20 protein-coding genes and 1 pseudogene are annotated in these 24221 nt (G+C 66.9%); 9 read left to right on the top strand and 12 right to left on the bottom strand.

Annotation, left to right across the window (positions count from 1 at the left end):
* Position 1 precedes the first annotated feature (1 nt).
* On the top strand, positions 2 to 340 hold the full coding sequence (locus AB0N75_RS06060; RefSeq protein WP_364646583.1) for a GYD domain-containing protein: 339 nt from the start codon (positions 2 to 4) through the stop codon (positions 338 to 340).
* On the opposite strand, the gene AB0N75_RS06055 is transcribed toward AB0N75_RS06060, so the two are convergent.
* Entirely contained in the window at positions 337 to 1329 is a 993-nt protein-coding gene (locus tag AB0N75_RS06055; RefSeq protein WP_364646580.1) for a universal stress protein, read from the bottom strand. The genes AB0N75_RS06060 and AB0N75_RS06055 overlap by 4 nt on opposite strands.
* A 95-nt stretch (positions 1330 to 1424) precedes the next feature.
* Positions 1425 to 2771 (bottom strand): Na+/H+ antiporter NhaA, encoded by a 1347-nt coding sequence (gene nhaA / locus AB0N75_RS06050; protein ID WP_364646577.1) that lies wholly within the window; start codon positions 2769 to 2771, stop codon positions 1425 to 1427.
* Positions 2772 to 2899: 128 nt separating this feature from the next.
* Here nhaA and AB0N75_RS06045 point away from each other — a divergent pair, with 128 nt between their 5' ends.
* Positions 2900 to 4327: a potassium transporter TrkG gene (locus tag AB0N75_RS06045; protein ID WP_364646574.1), complete on the top strand. Its 1428-nt coding sequence runs from the start codon at positions 2900 to 2902 to the stop codon at positions 4325 to 4327.
* A gap of 52 nt (positions 4328 to 4379) precedes the next feature.
* The gene (locus AB0N75_RS06040) at positions 4380 to 5018 is read left to right on the top strand and encodes a TrkA family potassium uptake protein (RefSeq protein WP_364646571.1); all 639 of its coding nucleotides are present in this window, start codon (positions 4380 to 4382) and stop codon (positions 5016 to 5018) included.
* Here AB0N75_RS06040 and AB0N75_RS06035 read toward each other — a convergent pair.
* Together AB0N75_RS06035 and AB0N75_RS06030 are read right to left on the bottom strand one after the other, a co-directional pair.
* Positions 5015 to 5419, bottom strand: a complete 405-nt coding sequence (locus tag AB0N75_RS06035) for a hypothetical protein (protein ID WP_364646568.1) — start codon at positions 5417 to 5419, stop codon at positions 5015 to 5017. The two genes, AB0N75_RS06040 and AB0N75_RS06035, sit on opposite strands and share 4 nt — an antisense overlap.
* Before the next feature lie 151 nt (positions 5420 to 5570).
* On the bottom strand, positions 5571 to 6323 hold the full coding sequence (locus AB0N75_RS06030; RefSeq protein WP_364646565.1) for a TetR/AcrR family transcriptional regulator: 753 nt from the start codon (positions 6321 to 6323) through the stop codon (positions 5571 to 5573).
* 179 nt (positions 6324 to 6502) lie between these two features.
* Between AB0N75_RS06030 and AB0N75_RS06025 the strand changes: the two genes are divergently transcribed.
* The gene (locus AB0N75_RS06025) at positions 6503 to 7462 is read left to right on the top strand and encodes an NAD-dependent epimerase/dehydratase family protein (protein ID WP_364646562.1); all 960 of its coding nucleotides are present in this window, start codon (positions 6503 to 6505) and stop codon (positions 7460 to 7462) included.
* A 23-nt stretch (positions 7463 to 7485) separates the two neighbouring features.
* On the opposite strand, the pseudogene AB0N75_RS06020 reads toward AB0N75_RS06025, so the two are convergent.
* Positions 7486 to 9047, bottom strand: a pseudogene (locus AB0N75_RS06020) (sodium:proton antiporter).
* Positions 9048 to 9409: 362 nt separating this feature from the next.
* On the opposite strand from AB0N75_RS06020, the gene AB0N75_RS06015 reads away from it, so the two are divergent.
* Positions 9410 to 11014 carry a stealth conserved region 3 domain-containing protein gene (locus AB0N75_RS06015; protein WP_364646560.1) on the top strand — a complete coding sequence of 535 codons (1605 nt, stop codon included), beginning with the start codon at positions 9410 to 9412 and terminating at the stop codon, positions 11012 to 11014.
* 53 nt (positions 11015 to 11067) lie between these two features.
* On the opposite strand, the gene AB0N75_RS06010 is transcribed toward AB0N75_RS06015, so the two are convergent.
* Both AB0N75_RS06010 and AB0N75_RS06005 read right to left on the bottom strand, forming a co-directional pair.
* Positions 11068 to 11982 (bottom strand): phosphodiesterase, encoded by a 915-nt coding sequence (locus tag AB0N75_RS06010; RefSeq protein ID WP_364647029.1) that lies wholly within the window; start codon positions 11980 to 11982, stop codon positions 11068 to 11070.
* Positions 11983 to 12095: 113 nt separating this feature from the next.
* On the bottom strand, positions 12096 to 12755 hold the full coding sequence (locus AB0N75_RS06005; protein WP_364646557.1) for a pentapeptide repeat-containing protein: 660 nt from the start codon (positions 12753 to 12755) through the stop codon (positions 12096 to 12098).
* Positions 12756 to 12920: 165 nt separating this feature from the next.
* On the opposite strand from AB0N75_RS06005, the gene AB0N75_RS06000 reads away from it, so the two are divergent.
* Positions 12921 to 13928, top strand: a complete 1008-nt coding sequence (locus AB0N75_RS06000; RefSeq protein WP_364646554.1) for an NAD-dependent epimerase/dehydratase family protein — start codon at positions 12921 to 12923, stop codon at positions 13926 to 13928.
* A gap of 401 nt (positions 13929 to 14329) precedes the next feature.
* On the top strand, positions 14330 to 15055 hold the full coding sequence (locus tag AB0N75_RS05995) for a FadR/GntR family transcriptional regulator (RefSeq protein ID WP_364646551.1): 726 nt from the start codon (positions 14330 to 14332) through the stop codon (positions 15053 to 15055).
* Between the two features lie 163 nt (positions 15056 to 15218).
* On the opposite strand, the gene AB0N75_RS05990 is transcribed toward AB0N75_RS05995, so the two are convergent.
* The 4 genes from AB0N75_RS05990 to AB0N75_RS05975 all read right to left on the bottom strand — a co-directional run bounded on the left by AB0N75_RS05990 (position 15219) and on the right by AB0N75_RS05975 (position 19235).
* Complete coding sequence (locus tag AB0N75_RS05990; RefSeq protein ID WP_364646549.1) at positions 15219 to 16274, bottom strand: L-idonate 5-dehydrogenase; 1056 nt, start codon at positions 16272 to 16274, stop codon at positions 15219 to 15221.
* 139 nt (positions 16275 to 16413) lie between these two features.
* Positions 16414 to 17187 (bottom strand): SDR family oxidoreductase, encoded by a 774-nt coding sequence (locus AB0N75_RS05985; protein ID WP_364646547.1) that lies wholly within the window; start codon positions 17185 to 17187, stop codon positions 16414 to 16416.
* Between the two features lie 62 nt (positions 17188 to 17249).
* Positions 17250 to 18656, bottom strand: coding sequence for a GntP family permease (locus AB0N75_RS05980; RefSeq protein WP_364646545.1), 1407 nt, complete (start codon positions 18654 to 18656; stop codon positions 17250 to 17252).
* Between the two features lie 48 nt (positions 18657 to 18704).
* On the bottom strand, positions 18705 to 19235 hold the full coding sequence (locus tag AB0N75_RS05975; protein ID WP_364646544.1) for a gluconokinase: 531 nt from the start codon (positions 19233 to 19235) through the stop codon (positions 18705 to 18707).
* Between the two features lie 273 nt (positions 19236 to 19508).
* Between AB0N75_RS05975 and AB0N75_RS05970 the strand changes: the two genes are divergently transcribed.
* Together AB0N75_RS05970 and AB0N75_RS05965 are read left to right on the top strand one after the other, a co-directional pair.
* Positions 19509 to 19787 carry a DUF3040 domain-containing protein gene (locus tag AB0N75_RS05970; protein WP_364646543.1) on the top strand — a complete coding sequence of 93 codons (279 nt, stop codon included), beginning with the start codon at positions 19509 to 19511 and terminating at the stop codon, positions 19785 to 19787.
* Positions 19788 to 20241: 454 nt separating this feature from the next.
* Complete coding sequence (locus AB0N75_RS05965) at positions 20242 to 21918, top strand: thiamine pyrophosphate-dependent enzyme (RefSeq protein ID WP_364646540.1); 1677 nt, start codon at positions 20242 to 20244, stop codon at positions 21916 to 21918.
* An 87-nt stretch (positions 21919 to 22005) separates the two neighbouring features.
* Here AB0N75_RS05965 and AB0N75_RS05960 read toward each other — a convergent pair whose 3' ends face one another.
* Positions 22006 to 23634 (bottom strand): DUF222 domain-containing protein, encoded by a 1629-nt coding sequence (locus AB0N75_RS05960; protein ID WP_364646538.1) that lies wholly within the window; start codon positions 23632 to 23634, stop codon positions 22006 to 22008.
* Positions 23635 to 24221: the final 587 nt, after the last annotated feature.

Raw genomic sequence — 24221 nt, 5'->3', positions numbered from 1 at the left:
GATGGCGCTCTATCTATCGAAGTTCAGCTACACCCCGGAGGCCTGGGCCAGGATGGTCAACAACCCCGAGGATCGGCGGAAGGCGGCCAAGGCCTACATCGAATCCGTCGGCGGGAAGCTGCACGGCTTCTGGTACGCCTTCGGCGCGCACGACGGCTATACGGTCTGGGAGGCCCCGAACAACGTGTCCATGGCCGCAGTGGCGCTGGCCATCAGCGGCGGCGGCGCCATGAGCTCCTTCGAAACCATCCTGCTGCTGACCGTCGAGGACACCATCGATGCCTTGCGCATGGCCGGAGAAGTCCGGTACCGGGCCCCCGGCACCGGAGGCACCGGCTAGACCTCCACGCCCTTGGGGACCACCATCATCGGGCACATTCCGTGGTGCAGCACGGCCTGGCTCACCGAGCCGAGCAACAGCCCCGGAAAGCCGCCGTGGCCGCGCGTTCCCAGCACCATCAGTTCGGCTGTGCGGGTGGCGTGGATCAGGATCTGGGCAGGTTTATCCAGGTAGAAATTCCAGCTGGCGTCCAGGTCCGGGAACCGGCCCCGGACCTCGCCCAGCGCGGCGTCCAGTTCGGCGGTGACTTCCTCGCGGAACCGCTGCGCCCCTGCCACGTTGTCCAGCCAGAGCGAGTCGCGGTAGAACGGCGCCCGGGCGGATAGCATCCGGAGCGGGATGCCATGCCGGCCGGCTAATTCGGCGGCCGCCCACAATGCCGGATTGGAGCTGCCCGCGGCATCGACGCCAACCACCACCTGGCCGGCATAGCTGAACTTCTCGTTGGGGTCCGGCGGATGCAGCCCCTGGTCCGTTCCGCCCTGCGGCGACGGGACCAGCCACGGCACCGGGCCGCCGGGCAACGCCGCGGCGGCGTCGCCGGAGACTTCGGCGGCCGTTGTGCCGGGCGTCCACCGCTCCGGTACCACTACCGTGGGACACTCTCCGTGCGCTGCCAGCCCCGAGGAGACGCTGCCCAGCAGCCGGCCCGCGAAGCCGCCGCGGCCACGTTTGCCCACCACGGCCAGCCCCGCGGACGCCGTTTCGTCCACCAGCACCTCGCTCGGGTCGCCCGCGACCACGTGCCCTTCTGCCCGCAAGCCCAAGGCTCCCGCTCGGTCCAGCGCGGTCTGCAGCACACCCTCCCCGCCGCGCCGGGCGGACGCCAGATACTGGTGGTCCACCTGGGGATCGTCAACACCGGCGGACGAGATCACGGTGACCAGACGCACCGACCATCCCCGCGAATGCGCCTCGGACAGCCCCCAGTCAAGCGCCCGGCCGCTGGTTTCCGAGCCGTCGAACCCCACCAAGACGACCTCTTCCATGCCCCCACCTTAGGGGAAGCCGGCGGCGCTGAGTAGGTGTTGCCGCAAGGACCACGACGGGTGTCCGGTGGGCGGCGCAGTTTGCGTCGGGCCGGTTACTCGCTGCCATTTTTCTGATAGACGTCCGGGATGCCGTCGTGGTCCGCGTCGACCTGCTCTTCCGCCTCGATCCGCCGGTAGTGCCGGTTACGGGTACGGAGCACCACCGAAGCGAGCAAGGCGGCCAGCAGCGACGCCGCAAGAATCGCGACCTTGGCATGATCATTCGCGGGCGTGCCCAGGCCGAAGCTGAGCTCGGCCACGAGCAGCGAGACGGTGAAGCCGATGCCGGCCAGCACGGAAATTCCAAGCAAATCGACCCACTTGAATGATCTGTCCAGTTCGGCCCTGGTCAACTTGCTCATCAGCCACGTGGTTCCGACGATACCGATCGGCTTGCCCAGCACCAGACCGGCAATAATGCCAATGGCCACCGAGTCGCCCAGCGCGGAGACAAAGCCGTCGACCCCGCCGATGGCCACCCCGGCGGAGAAGAAGGCGAACACGGGAACCGCGATTCCGGCCGATACCGGCCGGACCCGGTGTTCGAATATTTCGGCGAGTCCAGGGCCCGCCCCGGGCCCCCCACTGGCCTGGCTGCGCCGCACCGGTACCGTGAAGCCGAGCACCACGCCGGCGATGGTGGCGTGGATGCCGGAGGCATGGACCAGCGCCCACGCCACGAGACCGATCGGCAACAGGATGACCCACATGGCGATTCGGTGCTTGCCGAAGAAGGCGCGGAACTTCTGCACCAGGAAGGCGTAGAGGACGATCGGAATTAGCGCCAGCAGCAGTGCAGTGGTATGGATTTCCTCGGTGTAGACGAAGGCGATAATGGCAATCGCGATCAGATCGTCAACCACCGCGAGCGTGAGCAGGAAGATGCGGAGCGCGCTGGGCAAATGCGAGCCGATGACTGCCAGGACCGCCACCGCAAAGGCGATGTCCGTCGCCGTCGGAATGGCCCAGCCGTGGAGGGTTTCCGGACTGCCCCAGTTGATGGCTGCATAGATGAGCGCAGGCACAACCACTCCGCCTACAGCGGCTGCGACAGGAACCATGGCCTTGCGCGGGCTGCGGAGGTCCCCCGCAACGAACTCGCGTTTCAGCTCAAGCCCCACCAGGAAAAAGAACACCGCCAGCAAACCGTCTGCGGCCCACGCGCCGAGACTCAACTCCAAGTGCCAGGGCTCATAGCCGACGGTGAAGTCGCGCAGGGCGAAGTAACTGTCTGCCGCCGGTGAGTTTGCCCAGATCAGGGCGACGACCGCGGCGAATACCAGCAGTGCGCCGCCGACGGTTTCCTTCCGCAGAATTTCGCCGATTCGCAGCGCTTCGGCATAGCTTCCGCGGCCCAATACTTTGGGTTTGGCGGACGATTCAGGGGTTTTAGCAGCCACAACGGCTCCTCAATGGTCGACAACAGAAATTGCCGACCAGACTTCCCGGCGCACCTCTTCCATCCTAACCGCCGCTTCCGTTAGGCATCAAAACGAAGCCGAGCGCAAGCGGTGCTAATCTTTCCGCTATGCAAGCCGGGGCCGGTTGGCCGCAGAAGGTGACATCGTCCATCCGGCGCACCTTCAAGCGCGTGCCGGGAACGGCCGCATCCGCCCTCCGACGGCTGCGGTGGGCGCCAAAGCACCCGGCGCAGGTAATCGTGCTCGGCTTCATCGGCGCCATCGTGGCCGGTACCGGCATCCTGATGCTTCCGCTGGCCAAGCAAGGAGCAGGTGGGGCCGGCTTCCTGGAGGCCCTGTTCACAGCCACTTCCGCCGTCTGTGTGACCGGGTTGGCCGTGGTCGACACCCCGGTGTTCTGGACCCCGTTCGGCCAGATGGTCATCATGGTCCTGATCCAGCTGGGTGGTTTCGGCGTCATGTCCTTCGGCGCCCTGCTCGGCGTCCTGCTGGCCGGCAGGCTGGGACTCAGGTCCCGCATCTCCGCCGCGGCGGAAACCAAAAGCATCGGGTTCGGCGATGTCCACGCCGTGCTGCTCGGCGTCCTGCGCATTTCCCTGCTGACCGAGGCCGCCTTGGCCATCATCCTGATGTTCCGCTTCATCGTCGGCTACGGCTACTCCCCCGGACGCGCCCTCTGGGAAGGCGTATTCCATGCGGTATCCTCGTTCAACAACGCCGGGTTCGCCTTGTACTCGGACAACCTGATGGGGTTCGTCGGCGACCCGTGGATCTGCCTGCCGATCGCCGCGGCGATCATCATCGGTGGCATGGGTTTTCCCGTGCTGGTGGAGCTGTCCCGCCAATACCGCCGCCCCATCCACTGGAGCATGAACACCAAACTGGTTCTCAGCGGCACGGCCGTGCTGCTGGTACTCGGCACGGTTTTCATCACTGCCGTCGAGTGGGGCAACCGGGCGACCCTAGGCTCCATGCCTCCCGGCGAGCGCATCCTGGCAGGCTTTTTCCAGTCGGTCGTCACCCGCACCGCCGGGTTCAACAGCGTGGACATCGCCCAACTCCACCCGGTGAGCTGGATGGGCATGGACATCCTGATGTTCATCGGCGGCGGCCCGGCCGGGACCGCGGGCGGGCTGAAGATCACCACCTTTGCCGTGCTGTTCTTTATTCTGTACACCGAGGTCCGCGGCGGCGCCGCGGTCAATATCTTCGGCAAGCGCCTCTCCCTCTCGGTGCACCGTCAGGCCATCACGGTGGTGCTGCTGGCCATCGCCGTGGTGGTCGCCGCCACCATGGCCCTGATGTTCCTGGCCCCCTTTGGCCAGGAACGATTGTTGTTCGAGGTCGTGTCCGCTTTTGGCACCGTGGGGCTCTCCACCGGCATCACCGCCGCCCTTCCGCCCGCGGGCCAGGGCATCCTGATCGCGCTGATGTTCATCGGCCGGCTTGGTCCGGTGACGCTGGCGTCGGCCCTCGCCCTGCGGCAACGACCCATCCTCTACGAATATCCCAAGGAAAGGCCGCTCATTGGCTAGGACTCATCCCCTCTTCCCCCGCACCAGCGAGCGAAGCCGTGAGGTGCAAACGATGGCCGTCATCGGGCTCGGCCGCTTCGGCGGAGCCGTGGCCCGTGAACTCGAAAGCCAAGGAACCCAGGTCCTGGGCATCGACAACGACGCGGACAAGGTGCAGGCTTTCAACGGTCTGCTCACACACGTGGTCCGCGCCGACTCGACCAAAGAAGAAGTCCTGCGCCAGCTCTCGGTGCATGAATTCGACCGGGTGGTAGTGGGCATCGGCACGGACATCGAGGCCAGCATCCTGACCGCCTCCAGACTGCTGAAGTTCGTCACACCCATCATCTGGGCCAAGGCGATCAGCGAGCCGCACGCGGAGATCCTCGAGCAGCTCGGCGTCCAGCACGTGGTCCGTCCGGAAAATGACATGGGCAGGCGCATCGCACACCTGGTCCGTGGCGCCATGCTCGACTACGTGGAGTTCGAAGACAACTTCGTGATGATCCGTACCTCGCCACCGTCGATCGCCCAGGACCGCCCGCTCGAGGTGCTGCAGTTGCGCTCGAAGTTCAACATCACCGTGGTGGCGGTCAAGCGCCGGGGCGGCGTCTGGGAGCACACCACCGGGCAGACCGTGCTGTACGACGACGACCAGATCATCGTGCAGGGCAGCAAGGGCAAGGCGGAGGCTTTCAGCGCCCTCGTCTAGCCGGCAAGCACCATGGCGAGCAGCCCGACCAGGGCGGACAGGAGGCCAACCCCGCTAAGGATCTTGCCCAGCAGCAGCACAATCCGGCCCGGAGGCTCCGGTTCGGAAACCTGCCATCGGTCGGGCCGTCGGGCGTCGTAGTAGACCAGCACGTCCGAGCCGGCCGCCACATCGGAGCTGGTTCCGGCCGGGAAAACACCTTCCAGGAAGCCGTGCCGGGTGTCGAACCAGCGCACGCCCCGGCGGCGTCCGTCGTCGAACGCAACGCCATCGGCTCTGTGCCACCGAATCCCGGCCAGCCGCAGCACCGCGGCCACCAACAGCAACAGCACTCCCGGAACCAGGGCAGCCCACGTCAGCACCTCGGTGACCAATCCGATGGACGTGGCAAGATCTGGCATGGACAGATCGTATGCCACGCTGCGGAATCCCCGGGGAAAATTTTGCTGAACATTGCACGGCCGAAGCCATCTAATGACGACGGCGCTCAGCCGGTCTCCGCGCGGGTCTCCACGCGCTCGCTGACGCTCGCTTGGTCGACCACCGTGCGCGCTAGGGCAAACCGAGGATGCCGGCGAATACGTCCAGATGATGCTCAAACAGCAAGCCGGGATCGGTGAAGGTTTCCCGCCCGTACTGGTCGAACACCTCGAAATTCACCGCACCGAAGAGGGAAGTCCAGACCAGCGTGCCGCGGGCCACCAGCGCGTCCGGAACCGCCAGAGCAAATTCGCGGCGAATAGCTGCGAGGTCATGCTGGAGCGGGTCGGACAGGGCCGCTCCAGGCTGCGCGGAGGCTGGCGGCGTCGGCTCCTGCACCAGCTGCGGTCCGCTGCCCGCCGGATTGGCCGCGAGTGCGCCGGCGCGGTAGGCGTCGTCGATAAGCCGCACCAGCGCGACCACCACGCGGATACCGGGACCCGTGGTGCGCTCGGCCGGGGCCTGGTACCCGGGTACCGGCGAGCCGAACAGCAGGGCGTAGCGGGCCGGTTCTCGCAGGCCCCATTCCCGAACCGCCCTGCACAGGGCCCGGAACCTGCCCCCGGCGTCGTGTTCCCCCGCAGCCGCGACCGCCTGCTCCACTGCCTCGCCCAGTTCGTTGTAAGCCTCCACCACCAACAGAGTCAGCAGCTCGTCCCGGCTGCCCACGTAGCGATAGACCGCAGAGGACACCACGCCAAGTTCACGGGCCACTGCGCGCAGCGACAAAGCCGCGGCACCGACCTGGCTCAACTGTTCCCTGCCAATCCGGACAATGTCGTTGATGGTTTGCTCGCGGGCGCGTTCGCGCGGGGTCCCTGCCATGTCCCGATCCTGTCGCACCCGTGAGAGCAGTGTCAACTTTCGAGAGCACCGCTCTTGACAAGCGCGTGACTTGAGGTCCACAGTGGTTTCGAGAGCACTGCTCTCTCAGCCAGCGGAACGGCGAAATGCCCGCCGCGGCCGCGGCGAACCAGACTTTGGACACGAACAGGAAGATCATCATGAGCAACCTCTACATCGTCACCGGCGCCGGCCCGGTTGGCACCACCATCGCCGAGCAACTGGCCGGGCAGGGGCACCGGGTGCGGATCCTGACCCGTTCCGGCAGCGGGCCGGACCACGCGCTGGTGGAACGCCGGGCCGTGGATGTGTCCCGGCCGGAGGAGTTGGACGAACTCTTCGCCGGTGCTGCCGCGGTCTTCCACTGCATCCACGGCAGCGCCTACAGTGCCGCCGCGTGGCAGGCCGAACTGCCGGCGGCCGAGCAGACCGTCCTGGCCGCGGCCGGCCGGGCCGGAGCGGTGGTGGTCTTCCCGGAAAGCCTCTACTCCTACGACCGGCCGGACCAGGTGATGACCGAAGCCAGCCCGCGCCGGGCCGACGGCGGCAAACGGGGCGTGCGCACCGAGCTGCTGGCCGCCCGGGCTGCGTCGGCAACGCCGACCGTGAGCGTGGTGGCCTCGGACTTCTTCGGCCCACATGTGCTCAACGCGCACGCCGGCGAGCGCATGGTGCCGCTGGTGCTGTCCGGGAAGACCATCCGGGTGCTGGGCAAGCCGGACCAGCCGCACTCCTTCACCTATGTCCCGGACCTGGCCGCCGCAATGATTGCCGCCGCCGGCAACCGGAAGGTCTGGAATACGGTGCTGCACGCCCCGACGCTTCCGGCGGTCACGCAGCGCGGCATGGTCGAGGCCTATGCCCGGGCCGCCGGGTCCCCGGCTCCCAAGGTCGGCTCCATTCCGGGCTGGCTGCTGCGCGGCCTAAGCCTCTTTTCAGCCGGGATGCGCGAACTGGCGGAGATGACGTACCAGTTCGAGCGGCCGTTCGTGATGTCCTCGGCGCGGAGCGAAGAACTGCTGGGGCTCCGGCCGACGCCGCTGGACAAGGCCGCAGCGGAGACCGTGGGCTGGTGGCGGGACCGCCTGGCGTCCCGGCAGGAAGCCGGATCCGCCGCCTGAGCCGGACCGCCGCCGTCGTCATTTCAGCGGATGGAAATGGTCCGCAGGTCCAGCTGCCGCAGCACATGGTCAACGACTTCCGGATCCATGTCCGGTTCGCTGCGGGCCGCCACCACTTCTGCCGGGCGGCATTAAGCGCAATGGTTTGGGCGGTGACCAGCACCTCGCGGCCGGCCTTGCGCGACTTGGGATACTTGCTTCCGGCAGCGCTCAGCAGGTCGGTGCCGAGCCGGTGCATCCGCTGCCGGACCGCTTCCACTTTTTCCTCCGGCAGGTTCTTCATTAGTTCGGAATCGCGAAGCGCGGCGATGGCCGCCTCCTGCGCGCGGCCGGCCAGGACGCGGGCCGCTTCACGTTCTACCGTGCCGGTGTCCTGGGCTTTGAGGATGCGCATCAGCCACGGCAGGGTCAGGCCGGGCAGCACCAGCGTGGCCAGCAGCACGGCGCAGGCGACCACCAGGATCTCGTGCCGGCCGGCGAAGGCCGTGCCGTCCGGCAGCGTTACCGGGATGGCCAGGGCCAGCGCCAGGGTCGCGAGCCCGCGCATGCCGCACCAGGTCAGGATCAGCACGTCCTTGGTCGAGGTCGGCGGCAGCGCATCGTCCTTGCCGCGGGATAGCCAGGCCAGCCCTGCCATCCACAGGAACCGCACCGCAACCACCAGGACGCAGACCGTCACCGCCAGGCCGAGCATGCCGAAGACGGCTGTGCCTTCCTCCACGACGACCTGCCGGATCTCCAGCCCCATCAGCCCGAAGGCCAGGCCGGTGGCCAGCAGTTCAACCACGTCCCAGAACGCCCGCCGCGTGACCCGCTCGGCGGCATCCTGCGGTCGGGAACGCCGTTGGATCTCCAGCGCCGTCACCACTACCGCCACCACGCCGGACGCGTGCAGTTCTTCGGCCAGGATGTAGGCGGCAAACGGCACCACCAGCGTAATGGCGCTGCGGGCCACCAACGAGGTGACGAAGTGGGTCATCATCATGGTGATCCAGCCCATCAGGATGCCGAGCGCGACGGCGAGGGCAGCCCCCAGCAGGAACTGGAGCAGCAGCCGCACGCCGATCTCGCCGCCGGACAGCGCCGCCTCTACGGCGGCTTGGAAGATCACGATGGCCGCGGCATCGTTGAAGAGACCCTCGCTCTGCAGCACCGTGATCAGCCGCCGCGGCATCCGGACCCGCCCGGCAACGGATTCCACCGCCACCGGGTCAGGCGGCGCGATCACGGCGCCCAGCGCGATGGCCGCGGGCAGGCCAATGCTGCCGATCATCAGCCACGCTGCACCGGCCACCACCGCCGTGGTCACCGCTACCAGGGCCACCGCCAGCAGCACGATGGTGCGCCAGCGGATCCGGAACACCGCCCAGGAACTGCGCTGTGCTGTGGCGTAGAGCAGGGGCGGCAGGAAGAGCGGGAGGATCAGCTCCGGCGGAATGTGGATTTCCGGGAACCCCGGGATGAAGGTGAGGGCCACGGCCAACAGCAGCATCAACACCGGATAGGGCAGCCGCAGTCTTTCGCCAAGGCCAACCGCCACCACTGTGGCAAAGAGCAGTCCGATGATGAGTGCCAACTGGTCCACTGTCCCGCTTCCGTCGAGGTGTGCTGAGGATGAGCCGGGTCTGTGAACGCGGTTCCGGGTGCTACAAATCTACCGCTCCGCGCCGGACGCCCGGAGGCACCAGCACGGCCAGGTGGGTCCTTGTGGCCAGCCGCTGGCGGTGAGAAAGTGATTCCATACCCGCCGATTCCGCCGCCGTGCGCCGTGGCCTCGCCGGACCCTAACTCGATGTACGGTCGCAGTAAGGTTCCTTACTGCCACGTAGTGCGGCGCCGCACCGCGCAGCGGCACCGCCCGTCAACCCATCCGCCCACGTCACCCATCGGTGGCACCAGCCCCACAACCGGCTGGCGCCACCATTTTCCGGAGGTTTAATGACCAGCATGCCTGCACCACAGGACGCGTTCTACGCCGAGCCCGAACCCGACCTCGCACCCGAGGCGGCGGTCGAGATCAACTCCCCCGCCGCCGTCGTGCGCCTCACCGAGCGCGCCGATGTGGCCAGGGTCAAGGGGGTTTACGCACTGGTCAACACCTCCCTCACACCGCACCAGGCGATGGTGGAAGACCTGCTGTTTGTCCGCAGGGTCCTTGACCAGGCGCAGATTCCCTACCTTCTGGTGCGTGGCAACGACGCCCGGCCGGTCATGGCTGTCAACTGGGAGCAGCGCGACGAGCTGCGGGCGGCCCTGGTGGCGGCCTGCGCGGACGAACCGTTCTATTCGCTGACCATGGACGCGAAAAAGAAGACCGCCCGGCTGGTGGCCGACGGTGAACTCGCCGACGGCGACCAGACGCGCGCCATCCGGTTGTACCGCCCGCGGATCGAGCCCACCGGCGGGCTGCGGTATGGCCAGGGCACCGGTGTGCAGGTGGAGCTGTGGCGCTGGGACAACGGGCTGATCCACCTGCCGATCGAGAACTCGCTAACCCGGCGCACGCTGCCGGCCGCGGAGGCTGTCCGCGGCGAGGTGGAGCGCTACGGGCACCGCTGGCCGACCATCGAGAACATGTTCGCCGACCATGCCACAGACATTGACTTCGAGATCGACATTGTCTTTTCCTGGGTGGACGGGAACAACCGGGAGTACCAGCAGTACCGGAACAGCTTCATGGAGAACGCGGTGCTGGGCGAGGGCGACGACGCCGATGCGCGCTTCCGCCAGATCGACGAGCTGCGCTATGCCCTGCGCTCGGTCTACATGTTCGCGCCGTGGATCCGGCGCATCTTCATCTGCACCGACTCACCGCTGCCGGACTGGCTGGACGCGGAGCATCCGGACATTCGGGTGGTGCGCAGCGAGGAGCACTTCCGCGACTCCTCCGTGCTGCCGGTCTTCAACTCGCAGGCGATCGAGGCGCAGCTGCAGCACATCGAGGGGCTGGGCGAGCACTTCCTCTACTCCAACGACGACATGTTCTTTGGCCGGCCGGTGGGCCCGGACATGTTCTTCTCCCCCGGCGGGATCACCAAGTTCGTGGAGGCCGACACCCGGATTGGGCTCGGCGACAACCACCTGGACCGCTCCGGCTTCGAGAACGCGGCCCGGGTGAACCGCAAGCTGCTGCACGACCGCTTCGGACGGATCACCACCCGGCACCTGGAGCACTGCGCGGCGCCGCTGCGCAAATCCGTGCTGCTGGAGATGGAGGAAGAATTCGCGGACGAGTTCAAGTCCACCGCGGCCAGCCGGTTCCGTGCCAAGGACAACATTTCGGTGACCAACTCGCTGTACCACTACTACGCCCTGCTGACCGGGCGGGCGGTGACGAATCCCGGAGCCGAGGTCCTGTACGTGGACACCACCATGTACTCCGGCCTGAAGAAACTGGAGAAGCTGCTGCAGAAGCGCAACCGGGACTTCTTCTGCCTCAACGACGGCAGCTTCCCGGAGGTCCCCGCCGAGGAACGCCAGCGCGTGGTCACCGACTTCCTGGCCCGCTACTTCCCGTTCCGCGCACCGTGGGAGAAGGCACCGGGCGCCTAGCCGACGGCCCCGGCGTCAGGCCCTGGCCTCATCTCCGTGCCGCGGTTCGCCGGTCAGAGGTGGGCGGGGATCCTGCCCGGCCGCACGGCGTCGGGAATGACGACGCCGGCGGCCTCCAACCGCTGCCGGGTCTGGGCTGCGGTGACCTGCCGTCCCACCGGCGGCCCGCCGCGGGCCGGAACCACCGAATGGACCACTGTGTCCTCGTAGACGTGGACCATGTTGTAGGCCTGCGCGGCATCGCGGCCGCGGGTGCTGCCGGCGTCGGCGGCCAGATCCTGGGTGTAGCAGGTTGCCGAGGCGACGGACACCGGGATGCCGGCGAACGTGGCGGTGGTGGAATAGTGCAGGTGGCCGGCGATGATCCCGTTCACGTCGCTGCCGCGCAGCACCTCGGCCAGCTCGGCTTGGCCCCGCAGCTCCACCAGCACCGAAAGGTCCTGCACGCTGGGCACCGGCGGGTGGTGCATGGCCAGGATGGTTCCGTGCGGTGCGGGTTTGGCCAGCTCGTCGGCGAGCCACTGCAGCTGCTCCTCCTCCAGCCGGCCGTAGTGGGCACCCGGAACGGTCGAATCCAGCGTCATCACGCGCAGACCGTTGACGTCGTACACCCGGTCCAGCGGTTCGGCGCCGGCGGGCTCGTCCAGCAGCATGGTCTTCAGCCCGGAGCGGTCGTCGTGGTTGCCCATCGCCCAGATCACTTGGGCGCCGAGGCTTACCGCCGCCGGTTCGACGATTCTCCGCAGTCTGGCGTAGGCCTCCGGTTCGCCCTTGTCCGCCAGATCGCCGGTAAACACCAGGGCTTCGGGCCGGGAGCCGGAGTCTTGCAGATCCTCGAAGATCTGCCCCAGTCTTGCTTCGCTGTCCACCGCCCCGTAAAGCCGGCCGTCGCCGCCCACCAAGTGGGTGTCGCTGATGTGGAGTAGGAAGTGGTTGGGCCGTGGATGCTCGGCCTGACGGAGGTCCATCATCTACCTTCTGCTGCTCGCCGGACGTGTGCTGTCCGGTCCACTACAAACCATACAAACAGAAAAACGCTGAACTGTGGGTGAATTTGGCGCGGCAATTACGTATATTCGGGCTAAGTTTTCTCCACGATGCCGAAATGGGCCGCGAACAACGGAGCTAGTTCACCGATCTGGAACGATGTCATGGCCGCCCCGCGCAGGCCCTCCAACCCGGCCAGTTCCCGCATCTCCAAGCCCCGCAGGTCGACCTGCTTCAGCTTCGCCGCTGTCAGGTCCAGTCGCCGCACCCGGCTGTCGGCGAAGGCCAACCGGTGGGCCGTGGCACCGCAGAGATCCAGTTCGTCCAGGATGCAGCCGGTGAACAGCACATCCTGCAGTTCGGCACCGCGTAGGTTCACATAGCCCAGTTTGCAGTTGCGGAACTCGACCGATTCCCACTCGGACTCGTATACCTCGGCCGAACCGAACCGGGAACCGTCGACCACCACCCGCCGGAACTGCGAGCGGGGAGCGCTGAACACCGGCGCGTTCAGCCGCTCGATCGCCACGTCCACGAAGCCGGCGGACCGCAGGTCGGCACCGTCAACCGAGACGTCTTGGAAGGTGCACTCGCTGAACGAGGCACCGGCCAGCCGCCGGCCGTCCAGCTCGGAGCCAACAAAGCTCAGGCCTGTCAGGCGCCCTTCCGGTGCCAAAGCCGACGCATCGCCGTCGGTCATCAGCCCCAGGTCCGGGGCATCGATACGGGGAGTGAAGTCGGTGGGTCTGGCCATCTTGGGAGCATAGCGGAGAAGGCGTTGGCCCGGAGGCGGCCTGGCCGGTTGGCGGAAGCGGCCGGGATGCCGTCGCAGGTGACCAACCCGCCAATTCCAGGTCTGTTCTCTGCGCTGGGTGAAGAACAGGTGCGCTGGCCGTCTAATCCGTGTTCGATGGGCATCATGCAGATTCTCATCCTGGGCGGTACCGCCTGGTTAGGACATGAAATCGCCGCCGAAGCACTGCGCCGCGGCCACCAGGTCACCTGCCTGGCCCGCGGGACCTCCGGATCGGTGCCGGCCGGAGCACGGCTGGTCCGTGCCGACCGCGATGCCCCGGACGGCCTGGACACCGTCGCGGAAGAGCGCTGGGACGCCGTGCTCGATGTCTCCCGTCAACCGGGCCAGGTCCGCCGAGCCGCGACCACCTTGGCCGGCAGGGCGGAGCATTTCACCTTCGTATCCTCCGGCAGCGTCTACGCCGACCACGGCAGCCCCGGCGCGGACGAAACGGCCGAATTGCTGCCGCCACTGGAGTCCGACGTGATGACCTCCCCGGACGTCTACGGCGCGGCGAAGGTCGCGTGCGAGGACGCAGCCCGGAACGCGTTCGGCCCCGGCCGCAGCCTGATTGTCCGGCCAGGCCTGATCGCCGGTCCCGGAGACATCACCGACCGCACCGGCTACTGGCCGCTGCGTTTCGCCCGGCCCGTGGCCGACGACGGCGCCGTCCTCATCCCCGACGCGCCGGGCTTGGACGCCCAGGTCATTGACGCCCGAGACCTCGCCGCCTGGCTGGTCGCCGCAGCGGAAAAGCGGCTGACGGGCGAGTTCAATGCAGTGGGCGACACACTCACCTTGGCCGAGCATCTGGAGATCGGCCGCGGCGTTGCGGGCCACACCGGTCCGGTCTTCATGCTGGACCAGCAAGAACTGGCCGCTGCCGAGGTCAACCCCTGGGCCGGCGAGCGGTCCCTGCCGCTCTGGCTGCCGTTGCCCGACTTCGCCGGCTTCATGTCCCGCAGCAACGCCGCCGCCAAAGCGGCCGGCTTGGCCTTGCGCCCGCTGGCGGAGACTCTGGCTGACACGCTGGCGTGGGAGCTGGCGACGGGACCCGAGCGCCCGCGCAGCGCCGGACTGACAGCGGAGGAAGAGCGCCGGCTGCTGACCATCGCGCACCCTCGGACGTGAGGAACTGACCCTTGAGACGTCGCGCCTGCGGTTGTAGCGTGACAGGACAGCAGGCCGACAGGCCCGCCGCTTCCCAAGGAGGCTGCCATGACCATTCCCACGCCGCCGGATCCGCCCGATCCGAACGAGCCCCGGCCCACCCCGCCGTTTCCGCCAGAACCGAACCCGGATCCCATGGCGCCGCCGGAACCGAATCCGGATCCCTTTGCGCCGCCGGACCCCGGACCTGGCCCTTTCCCCGATCCCGGGCCGATGGTTCCGCCGCGCGGACCCTAGGCTTGGCCCACCGCACCCAGTACCGTGGCTCCGCTCTGCCGCCCGCGGCAACATCCGGCAACACAGCGGGGAAACAACGGCGGACCACCTTAGAATGAGCGGGTGACCGCTACTTTTTGGGCCGCATGAGTTCGCGCCTGCACAGCCTCGTCATCGAGACGCTCGGCAAGCGTATTGTCTCGGGGGAACTGGCGGCCGGTGCCACCACCCATTCCGAGCACTTCGAGTCCGAGCTCGGGGTCTCCCGCTCCGTGATGCGCGAGGCCGTCCGCGTGCTGCAATCGCTGGGCTTGGTGGAGTCGGTCAAGCGGATCGGAATCCGTGTGCTGCCGCCCGAGCGGTGGAACAAGTTCGACCCGTCGGTCATTCGCTGGCGGCTGGCCGCCGACGGCAAGGGCGTCCAGTTGCGCTCCCTCACGGAGCTGCGCTCCGCCGTCGAACCGGCCGCCGCCGAACTGGCAGCACAGCACTCCCCGGAGGAGATGTCCGCCGAGCTCATGGCTATCGCCGCGAAGATGCGCGCGGTGGGCCGGGCCGGCGATCTGCAGCACTTCCTGGAATTGGACATCCAGTACCACGCGCTGGTTTTGGCGGCCTCCGGCAACGAGATGTTCGCGCAGATGCACTCGATGATCGCCGAAGTGCTGCGCGGCCGGACCGATTACGGTCTGATGCCCGCACACCCGCACGAAGAAGCGCTGCAGCTGCACGTGGACGTCGCGGACGCCATCCAGTCCGGCCGACCCGAAGCTGCGCGGCAGGCGATGGACCAGATCATGCGCCGGACCATCGAGGAAGTCCGCGGTGTCTGGGATGAGGAGCCCCGGCTGTTCGAAGAGGCCGACTCCTAGACCCGGCAGCCGGGCATGCGCGGGCCGCCCCCGCCCCGCCCAGGCCTGCCCCACTCCCTGCATCGACTATTCAACAGGCGCCCTTCTCGCGTGTGAGAAGGGCGCCTGCTGAATAGTGAATCCCGAGCGGGATCCTGGCCAGAGGGTCCCGGCCGCCAGGCGGCTACTCCGCGTCGTTGAAGCGCAGCAGCACCTTCCCGCTCTGCGACGAGTCGCGCGCCATCCCGAACGCCACCAGCGCGTCGGCCGCGGCGTATTCGTGGGTCATCACCGGATCCGCGTAGAGCGATCCGTCGGCCAGCGCCGCAATGACCTCGTCGATCTCGTCATTGAAGCGGAAGGAACCCACCAGCTCCAGCTCGCGGGTGATGGCCAGCGAAATCAGCGCCGGCTGCTCCCCCGACGGCAGCAACCCCACCATCACCACGCGGCCGCCGCGGGCAGCGCCGCGCACCGCCGAGGCCAGGCCGTAGTGGTTGCCGGAGGACTCCAGGCAGATGTCCGCCTCGACCGCGGCGATCGCCTCTGCGTCGGTGGCCAGCAGCGTCCGGCTCGCGCCGACCTGGCGCGCGATCTCCAGCGGCTTATCGTGCATGTCGACGGCGACAATCTCGGCCGCGCCGGCCCGCTTCAGCACGGCGATGATCAGCGCACCGATCGGACCGGACCCGATCACCAGCACCCGCTTGCCGGCCACGTCTCCCGCCCGAGAGACCGCGTGCCAGGCCACGCTGGCCGGTTCCACCAAGGCGGCCCGGCGCAGCGGCAGGTTCTCCGGCAGCGCGCGCAGCATCCGGGTGGACAAGTTGATGTAGCGCGCGAACGCTCCCTCGGTGTGCGGGAATCGGGCGGCGCTGCCCAGGTAGGTGCAACCCGGGGACAGGTTGGGGCGCTCCGACGGGTACTTGGAGCCGTCCCCCGGCCCGGGCGTCGCCGGGTGCACGGCCACCGCGGTGCCCGCTGCCGGGCCGCTGCCGTCGGCCGCGGCTGCCGCCACGGTGCCCACCACTTCGTGGCCCAGGAGCATCGGTGCCTTCAGGATGGATTCGCCGGCTGCGCCGTGCTGCCAGTAGTGCAGGTCGGAGCCGCAGATCCCGCCGTAGGCAATTTCCACCACTGCCTCGTCCGGCTGGGCGGGCGCCAGCGCCACCGGTTCAACCCGCAGGTCTCCGGCCGCATGGGCCACAACGCCAAGGGACTGGGTGGGAAGGGTTGTCATGGGAACTGCCTTTCAATCTGAAAAAGTACGACGGCGGCGCGCCGCCTGGGGTGCCCGGGTCCGGCGCGTGCCACGGAGCCGCGTCCCAGACGTGGACCGGTTCGTCTGGCCCGGTTCGTCTGGCCCGGTCGGATCCGGATCAGACGACGGTGGTCATGCCGCCGTCAATAAAGACCACCTGGCCGTTGACAAAGTTGGACGCGTCGGACGCCAGCCAGATGGCCGGTCCCACGATGTCCTCCACCGTGCCCCAGCGGTGTGCGGGGGTCCGGCCCAGGATCCAGCTGTTGAACGCCTCGTCGTCAACCAGGTTCTGGGTCATCTCGGTGTGGATGTAGCCCGGCGCGATCGCGTTGATCTGCAGCCCTTGGGCCGCCCACTCGGCGGTCATCGCCCGGGTGAGGTTGCGGATGCCGCCCTTAGAGGCGGTGTACGGAGCGATCGTCGGACGGGCCAGGTCGGTCTGCACCGAAGCGATGTTGATGATCTTGCCCGCGCCGCGTTCAATCATGTGCCGGGCGGCCTCGCGGCCCACCAGGAAGGCACTGGTCAGGTTGGTGCGCAGCACGCGTTCCCAGTCCTCCACCTCCAGATCCAGCATCGGCACCCGGTGCTGGACGCCGGCATTGTTGACCAGCACCCACAGAGGTCCCACTTCGCGCTCGACCCAAGCCACGCCGTCGGCCGCTGCCTGCGCATCGGTGACGTCAAAGGCGCGGGCAAAGATCTTTTCCTCGCCGAACTCGGCCGCCAATTCCGCCCGGGTGGCTTCCAGCCGATCCTCGTCCAGCCCATTGAGCACCACGACGGCGCCGGCGGCGGCCAGCCCGCGGGCGATGGCCTTGCCGATGCCGCGGCTGGAGCCGGTCACTAGGGCTACCCGGGAGGAAATGTCGAACAGGTTCACAGTCATCTAACTCTCCAAATGCGGACGGGACGGCCGCAGCCGCCCCGCCCTTGATGCTCAGGTTGGTACTAGAACGACGAGGCGATCAGGTAGATGGCCAGGGCCAGCACGAAGCCGACGATGCCCACCAGCGCCTGTCCCACGGTCCAGGTCTTCAGCGTGGTCTTAGTGTCCATCTGGAAGAACCGGCTGACCAGCCAGAAGCCCGAGTCGTTCACGTGGCCGGCGAAGACCGAGCCCGCGGCAAGCGCCAGCACGATCGCGGCCAACTCCACCGGGTTGAACTCGGGGTTGCCCATCACCACCGGCTGGACCAGCGCGGCAGCGGTGGTCAGTGCCACCGTGGCGGAGCCCTGAGCCAGCCGCACGACGGCGGCGATCACGAAGCCCGCCACAATCACCGGCAGGCCGATGGCGTCCAACGAGTCGGCGATGGCGTTGCCGATACCGCTGGCACGCAGCACGCCGCCGAACATGCCACCGGCACCGGTGATCAGGATGATCGAGCAGACCGGGCCGAGCGCGCTGTCCACGACTGTTTCAGTCAGGCTGCGTTTCTTGCCCTGTCGGCCGCCCAGCAGCCACATGGCCATGAGCACCGTGATCAGCAGCGCCACCGGGGTCTCGCCCAGCATGCGCAGGATCTGCACCCAAGTGTCCTCCAGCGAAACCACCTTGGCGGTGGCCAGCATGTTCAGGCCGGTGTTCATGAAGATCAGCACCAGCGGCAGCAGCAGCAGGAAGAAGATGGTGCCCAGCTTCGGGGCGGAACGGAACTCGGATTCAACCGAGCCCTTCGGGGCGTCCAGGATGTCCGGCACGGCGATGTTGAATTTGCGGCCCAGATAGTGGCCGAACAGGTAGCCCACCACGTACCAGGTGGGAATGGCTATGACGAGGCCCAGGATCAGGACCAGTCCGACGTCGGCGCCCAGCAGGCCGGTGGCGGCCACCGGACCCGGGTGCGGCGGCACGAAGATGTGCATGACCGAGAAGGCGGTAGCTGCGGGGAACGCATAGGTCAGCAGCGATCCACCGAGGCGGCGTGCAACGGTGAAGATGATCGGCAGCATGACTACCAGGCCGGCGTCGAAGAAGATTGGGAAGCCGAACAGCAGCGATGCCACGGACAGCGCCAGCGGTGCGCGCTTCTCACCGAACTTGTTGATCAACGCCTTGGTCATCACATCCGCGCCGCCGGAGACCTCCAGCATGCGGCCAAGCATGGCGCCCAGCCCGACCAGCAGGGCCACACTGGCCAGCGTCCCGCCGAAACCGCCCAACAGTGTCGGCATAATCTCTGCGGTCGGAATGCCAGTGGCGACGGCGGTGAGCAGGCTGACGATAATCAGCGACAGGAAGGCGTGCACCCGGAACCGCATGATCAGCACCAGCAGCAGCGCGATGGCTGCCACGGCGACAAGCAAGAGGCCCGGCGTGCTCAACGTCCAGTTGAGCTCGAGTTCGGTCATCATTGTCCTTCGTTATTTCGGATGGTTATCCGTTTAGTTGTGTGTTGAGCCTTAGGCGCCGGTAGAACCGGCTGTTTCCCGCAGATAGTTCTCCACCCGCACCGAGATCTGGTCCGGCGAATCGGTGACGGGCACCTCCAGCCCTGCCTCGTCGTCGCCGAGCGGTTCCAGGGTCTGGAACTGCGAATCCAGCAAGGTCGGCGGCATGTATTCGTGGTCGCGCCCGCTGATCCGTGCGGCGATCAGTTCACGGCTGCCGGTGAGGTGGATGAACCTGGTCCCCGGCGCAAACGAGCGGATCAGGTCGCGGTAGCTGCGCTTCAACGACGAACACGCAACGACTGCGGTGGTTCCCTCCGCCAGTTTGTCCGCCATGACCTGGCCGATCGCGGACAGCCAGGGCTGCCGGTCAACGTCGGTGAGCGGGTGCCCGGAGGCCATTTTTTCCTTGTTGGCAGCGCTGTGCAGATCATCGCCGTCGATGAATTCCAAGCCCAGATGCATTGCCACGGCGGCGCCCACCGTGGATTTTCCGCATCCTTGGACACCCATGACCACCAGTGGGGGATATTGCAGAGACATGGGTCAGAACTCCTCAGACGCACCATTACATCTGATTTGGTGACCAATCTCTCGCCAATAAATCAGATTTATCCGAAACAAAGTACCACTGGCTGACGGACTCCGGCAAAACACGAAACACTGATCAGGACGGGATATCCGCCGGACCGTAACGAATTGGCCCCCGCTTGCTTCCGGACCGTACCGCAGGCTCCATCCCGGGGCTAGATTGGTCTATACACGGTGTCCCGGCGCGGCACCATCTGCGGCGCCGCTGAGCCCGAGGAGGTCGGTATGTCCTTATCGGATGAAGAACGGCAGCGCCTGGACAAACTGGGGCATGAACTAGAGGACGACGATCCCCGCCTCGCCCGTTCGCTGTCCGGTCGCGGAGTCGTGGTGTTCGGCCACATCATCAGCGCCGGAACGCTGTGGGCCGTTGCCGGCGCACTACTACTGTTTATCGGCATCGCGGGAAATTCACTGGTTCTGGCCATGCTGGGACTCATCGCCCTGGCTGCTGGCGCCATCCGCGGCGGAGTCGGCTTTGCGGCCCGCCACCGCCGGCTCTAACACGGTCCTGATTGGCACAGTACGGATTGGCCCAGTACCGATTGGCAGGGTCGGACTGACACGTTCTCCAGCATGCCTTCGCTGTCCGGATTAGCTTGCACACCTTGTCCGGCCGGGCACAGGCCGAGCTTGGCAGACCGACTATGCCCCGCACCGGCTGCTGGTGACTCACCGTTGCTGAACGGAGCGGGACCCAACATCTTTCCGCGTCTTCCCGCTCCACACCCCTCGCCCTCCCTCTTCCCGAACAGCGCCCGGACCCGGCTTCCCGGCGGGAAAACCTGAATTCACCAATGCGAACCACGTCACGTTCGTTACCTCGCCGTGTCACAGGGACGGTGGCATAACACACCTCATCATGTACTTTTGCTCAAGCGCATTCGTCGTGGACCGTGCACCCGCACGAGAAGAATGCAGCGGTTGAGTTCGATTCAAAGGTGAAAGAGGTCTCCCTGTGACACAGGTTCAAAAGGAAGCAGTCGCAGCTGAGCAGCAGCCCGGCCGCAAGTCGGCAGGACATGTCATTGTCGATTCGCTGATTGCGCACGGCGTCGAACGAACCTACGTCGTTCCCGGCGAGAGCTACCTGGAAGTGTTGGACGGCCTCCACAACTCCACCATTGACACCATCGTGTGCCGGCACGAAGGCGGCGCGGCCTACATGGCCGAGGCGGACGGAAAGATGAACCAGCGGCCCGGCATCGCCATGGTCACCCGCGGGCCCGGTGCCGCCAACGCCCATGTCGGCCTGCACACCGCGTGGCAGGACTCCACCCCCATGGTGCTGTTCGTGGGCCTGATCCCCTTCGAGCACCGCGACCGCGAAGCCTTCCAGGAATTCGACATCAAGTCCTGGTTCGACACCGGCGCCAAGCGCGTGATGGTCCTGGACCACCCCGAACGCGCCTCCGAAATCGTCGCCGAGGCGATGTTCGCGGCAACCAGCGGCCGGCCGGGCCCGGTCGTCGTCGGCCTTCCGGAAGATGTCATCCGCGAAGAAACGGACGCCACGCTGCACCCGGTGATTCCCGTTGCCCAGGGCGGCATGACGGTCACCGACTGGAAGGCGCTGCAGGCTGCCCTGAAGGAAGCCGAGAAGCCGCTGTTCGTCGTCGGCGGCAATGACTGGACCCAAGAAGGCTCCAGCGCCCTGACCACCTGGCTCGAAGAGCACAACATTGCGGCCGCCGTTGAGTGGCGCTGCGAGGGAACCATTCCCTTCGACTCCCCGTCCTACGTCGGCCCGATCGGTTACGGCCGGCCGAAGCCCACCTACGATCTGCTCGAGGAAACGGACCTGCTGGTCTTCGTCGGCACCGTGCCCGGCGACGTCATCACCGACGGCTTCCTGGTCCGCCAGGACTGGTCCAAGAAGAACTTCCTGGTCACCATCGACCCGTCGCTGCGCGGGCGCTCCGGCCCCGTCTCCTACCAGATCGTTGCCAAGCCCGACGTGTTTGTCCGCGACCTGATCATGATGGACCTGCCGCTGAAGGAAGAGTGGAAAGACTTCACCCAGCGCATGCGCGGCGAACAGGAGAAGTTTGCTGCCCTGCCGCCGGCCGAGCCCACCGACGGGCCGGCCCGGATGGACACCATGATGGCCAACCTGGTCGGCGGCCTGCCGCGCGACGCCATGATCACGCTCGGGGCCGGCGAACACACCAACTGGGCGCACCGGTACTTCCCCACCCATGACTACGCCTCCATGCTCTCCGCACGGAACGGATCGATGGGCTACTCCGTTCCCTCCGCCATCGCGGCATCGCTGGCCTACCCCGGACGCCGCGTGGTGACCATCGCCGGCGACGGCGAGTTCCTCATGAACGGCCAGGAACTGGCGACCGCCGCCCAGTACGGCGCCACCCCGTTGGTCATCGTCATGGACAACCAGGAATACGGCACCATCCGCACCCACCAGGAACGCTGGTACCCCGAGCGCATCTCCGGCACCCAGCTGAAGAACCCGGACTTCGCGCTGATGGCACAGGCCTTCGGTGGCTTCGGTGTAAAGGTGGAGCGCGATGCCGATGTGCCCGCCGCCCTCGAAGCTGCCCTGAAAGCCATTGATGAGGACAAGACCTTCGCATTGATCCACCTGGTGGTAGAGCAGCGGGTCAGGGCCTACTGATTCTGAGCGGATGACCGCTATGCCGGTGGTCGGGACGACTTGTCCCGGCCACCGGCATTTTCTTGTCCCGGGTGAGTTTCGCTCGGGTCATCCCCTGGCTTGCAAGGTGTGCGGCCTGCGCATCAATCGTGTCAGACGGCTGTCGCGAGTTCTTCGCCGTTCCACCTGGCCCCTGAGGCGGCCAGCGTCGTGTCTGGCTCCGGTCTCCCCCGTTTCGCGTCCTTCCGGCGACTGGCGCTCGGGCTGCTCCACCGGCGTCCGTTGATGCCATTCCGGCTCGGGCGTGGACACGCCGGGAAGCGGCGGTGCGTTGGAGGTGTAGACGTGGCCGGTTGGGGTGGTCGTCGCGACGCTGTGCGCCGGGCCCCCGACGGTTCTGGCGGACCAGCCCTCGGCTTCATGGGCATAGTTGCATTCTTCACAGAGACCGCGCCCATTGCTCAGCGTGGTCTCCCCGCCTTCCGACCACGCAACGATGTGGTCAATATGCCGGATCGGGGCATCGCACCACGGGCCGGTGCAGGAGGCGTCTCGGGCCACAATCATCCGGCGCAGCCCGTCCGGGAACTTCCGCGCCTTCGAGTCCATCCCCAGCAGCTGCCCCGTCCCCGGAGCTGTGAACAGGCGCCGGACCCAGACGTCCTCCAGTCCGCCGACCCTGAGGGTTTTCATTCTCACCTGACGTGCTTCTTCGCGCGCGGTCTTCCAACCCGGTTCAGTTCCCGCTGGCGGTGCCTTCTGTTCGGTGCCGGGCGGCCCGGTTTTCGCGAGTGGGTTGGACGGGAGACGGATGAGGTCGCGGACATACTGAGCCGGGACGATGCCGTACCCTGTCAGCCAGGCCGGTTCGCTGTCGCCCTGCAGCAGCGAACGGTCTGTCATCACCAGCTGTATTTCGGTGCGCGCCGGATCTTTAGTGGAGGCGCCTGTGAGGCGTTCAAACACCGTATCCGCCATCGCCTGGCCTCGGGACCTAGGGTCCCCGGCATTGCGCAGCCGGTCCGCTTCCCGGTTCAATGCCGCCATCACTGCAACCCCCTGGACCACGGGCAACAAGGTGCGAACCGAAACCATGGTGTCGGGTTCGGGCCGCGAGGAAACATGTCGGTCGGCTTCGGCCTTCGCGGCGCGATTCACCACCGAGTGCGGGTCCAACCGGTAGGCCATCCGCTTCGCCTCCGCCGTCAGGGCCTTATCGCCCAGTCCGTGGAGGCGTGCCGGGGTACCGGCCAATTCTTCATCCACTCGTGCCCGGTCCTCACGCCTCAGGCACATGGTTTCGCTGACTAGGATCGAGGCACGCCGCTCATTCAGACGGCCCCTTTCCAAGGCTTTCAACGTGTGCGGCATCTCGCTGACGAGGGCCTTGGCTATACCCAGCAGGAGTCCGCCGCGGTGCGGGGATTGCCGCCTGGCCAACCCGATCTGCTTCGCAATCCCGCGGCCGCACCGGTCCTTCGGCACCCCGGCTGCGGCCCGCCGAGCGCGGATATAGGCATCCACTGCAGCCGAGGCCTTCGCCTGCGCGGCGGCAGCGGCGTCCTTGCGGGTCTCCAAGGCCGTGATCCGGTCAATCCGTTCCGCATCCGAAACGTCAAGGTCAAGGCTGGCCAAGGAACGGGCAAACGCGTTAATCCCAGCCGCATCAACGGCGGGCGGCCCTTCAGGTACTCCAGGTGATGCGGGAGCCAACATCAGCGCCTCAATCGTCAGCATGCCCACAGGGCACGGCATCGAACACGAGCGGTCGTGGAACACGAGTCCACAGACGCCACCAGAAAACGCGAAAAACCGGTGGCCAACGTATGGTGCTGAACTGCTACTAAAAACAGCCTATCCGCCGGCACTGACGGTCTGGAGCCAGCGGAACTGCAACTAAATACAGCCTATGGATTGCTCCGGCTAGTTTCCGAAGCGAGTTCACGGATGTGGCCAATTCACCCTTCGACACGGGTTGTGGAGGACAGGACAGCCGTTGGCAGAGGCTGGGGGCTAACAGGCGTCTGGCGGGGGCTGAGGGATGAGACAACTTCGGCTGGCGCATGGCCCTGCATAAGGCTGGCGCGAGGTCCTGCGCCAGGGCTGGCGCGTGCTCCTGCGCCTCGGCTGGCGCGTGGCCCTGCATAAGGCTGGCGCGTGCTCCTGCGCCTCGGCTGGCGCGTGGCCCCTGCATCAGGCTGGCGCGTGATCCTGCGCCTAGAGACGCCCCGCCAGAGCCAGACTCGGCCCCATCGGTGGGGGCACCGCCGTCGTCGTCGGGCCGAGGTCGAGTAGAAGCCCCTCAAAAAAAGTAATCTCGGAAC

The sequence above is a fragment of the Arthrobacter sp. NPDC089319 genome (genome assembly GCF_040684925.1).
Classification (GTDB): domain Bacteria; phylum Actinomycetota; class Actinomycetes; order Actinomycetales; family Micrococcaceae; genus Crystallibacter.
The sequence above is the reverse complement of the archived record's forward strand: the minus strand, read 5'-3'. Positions and strand labels throughout refer to the sequence as shown.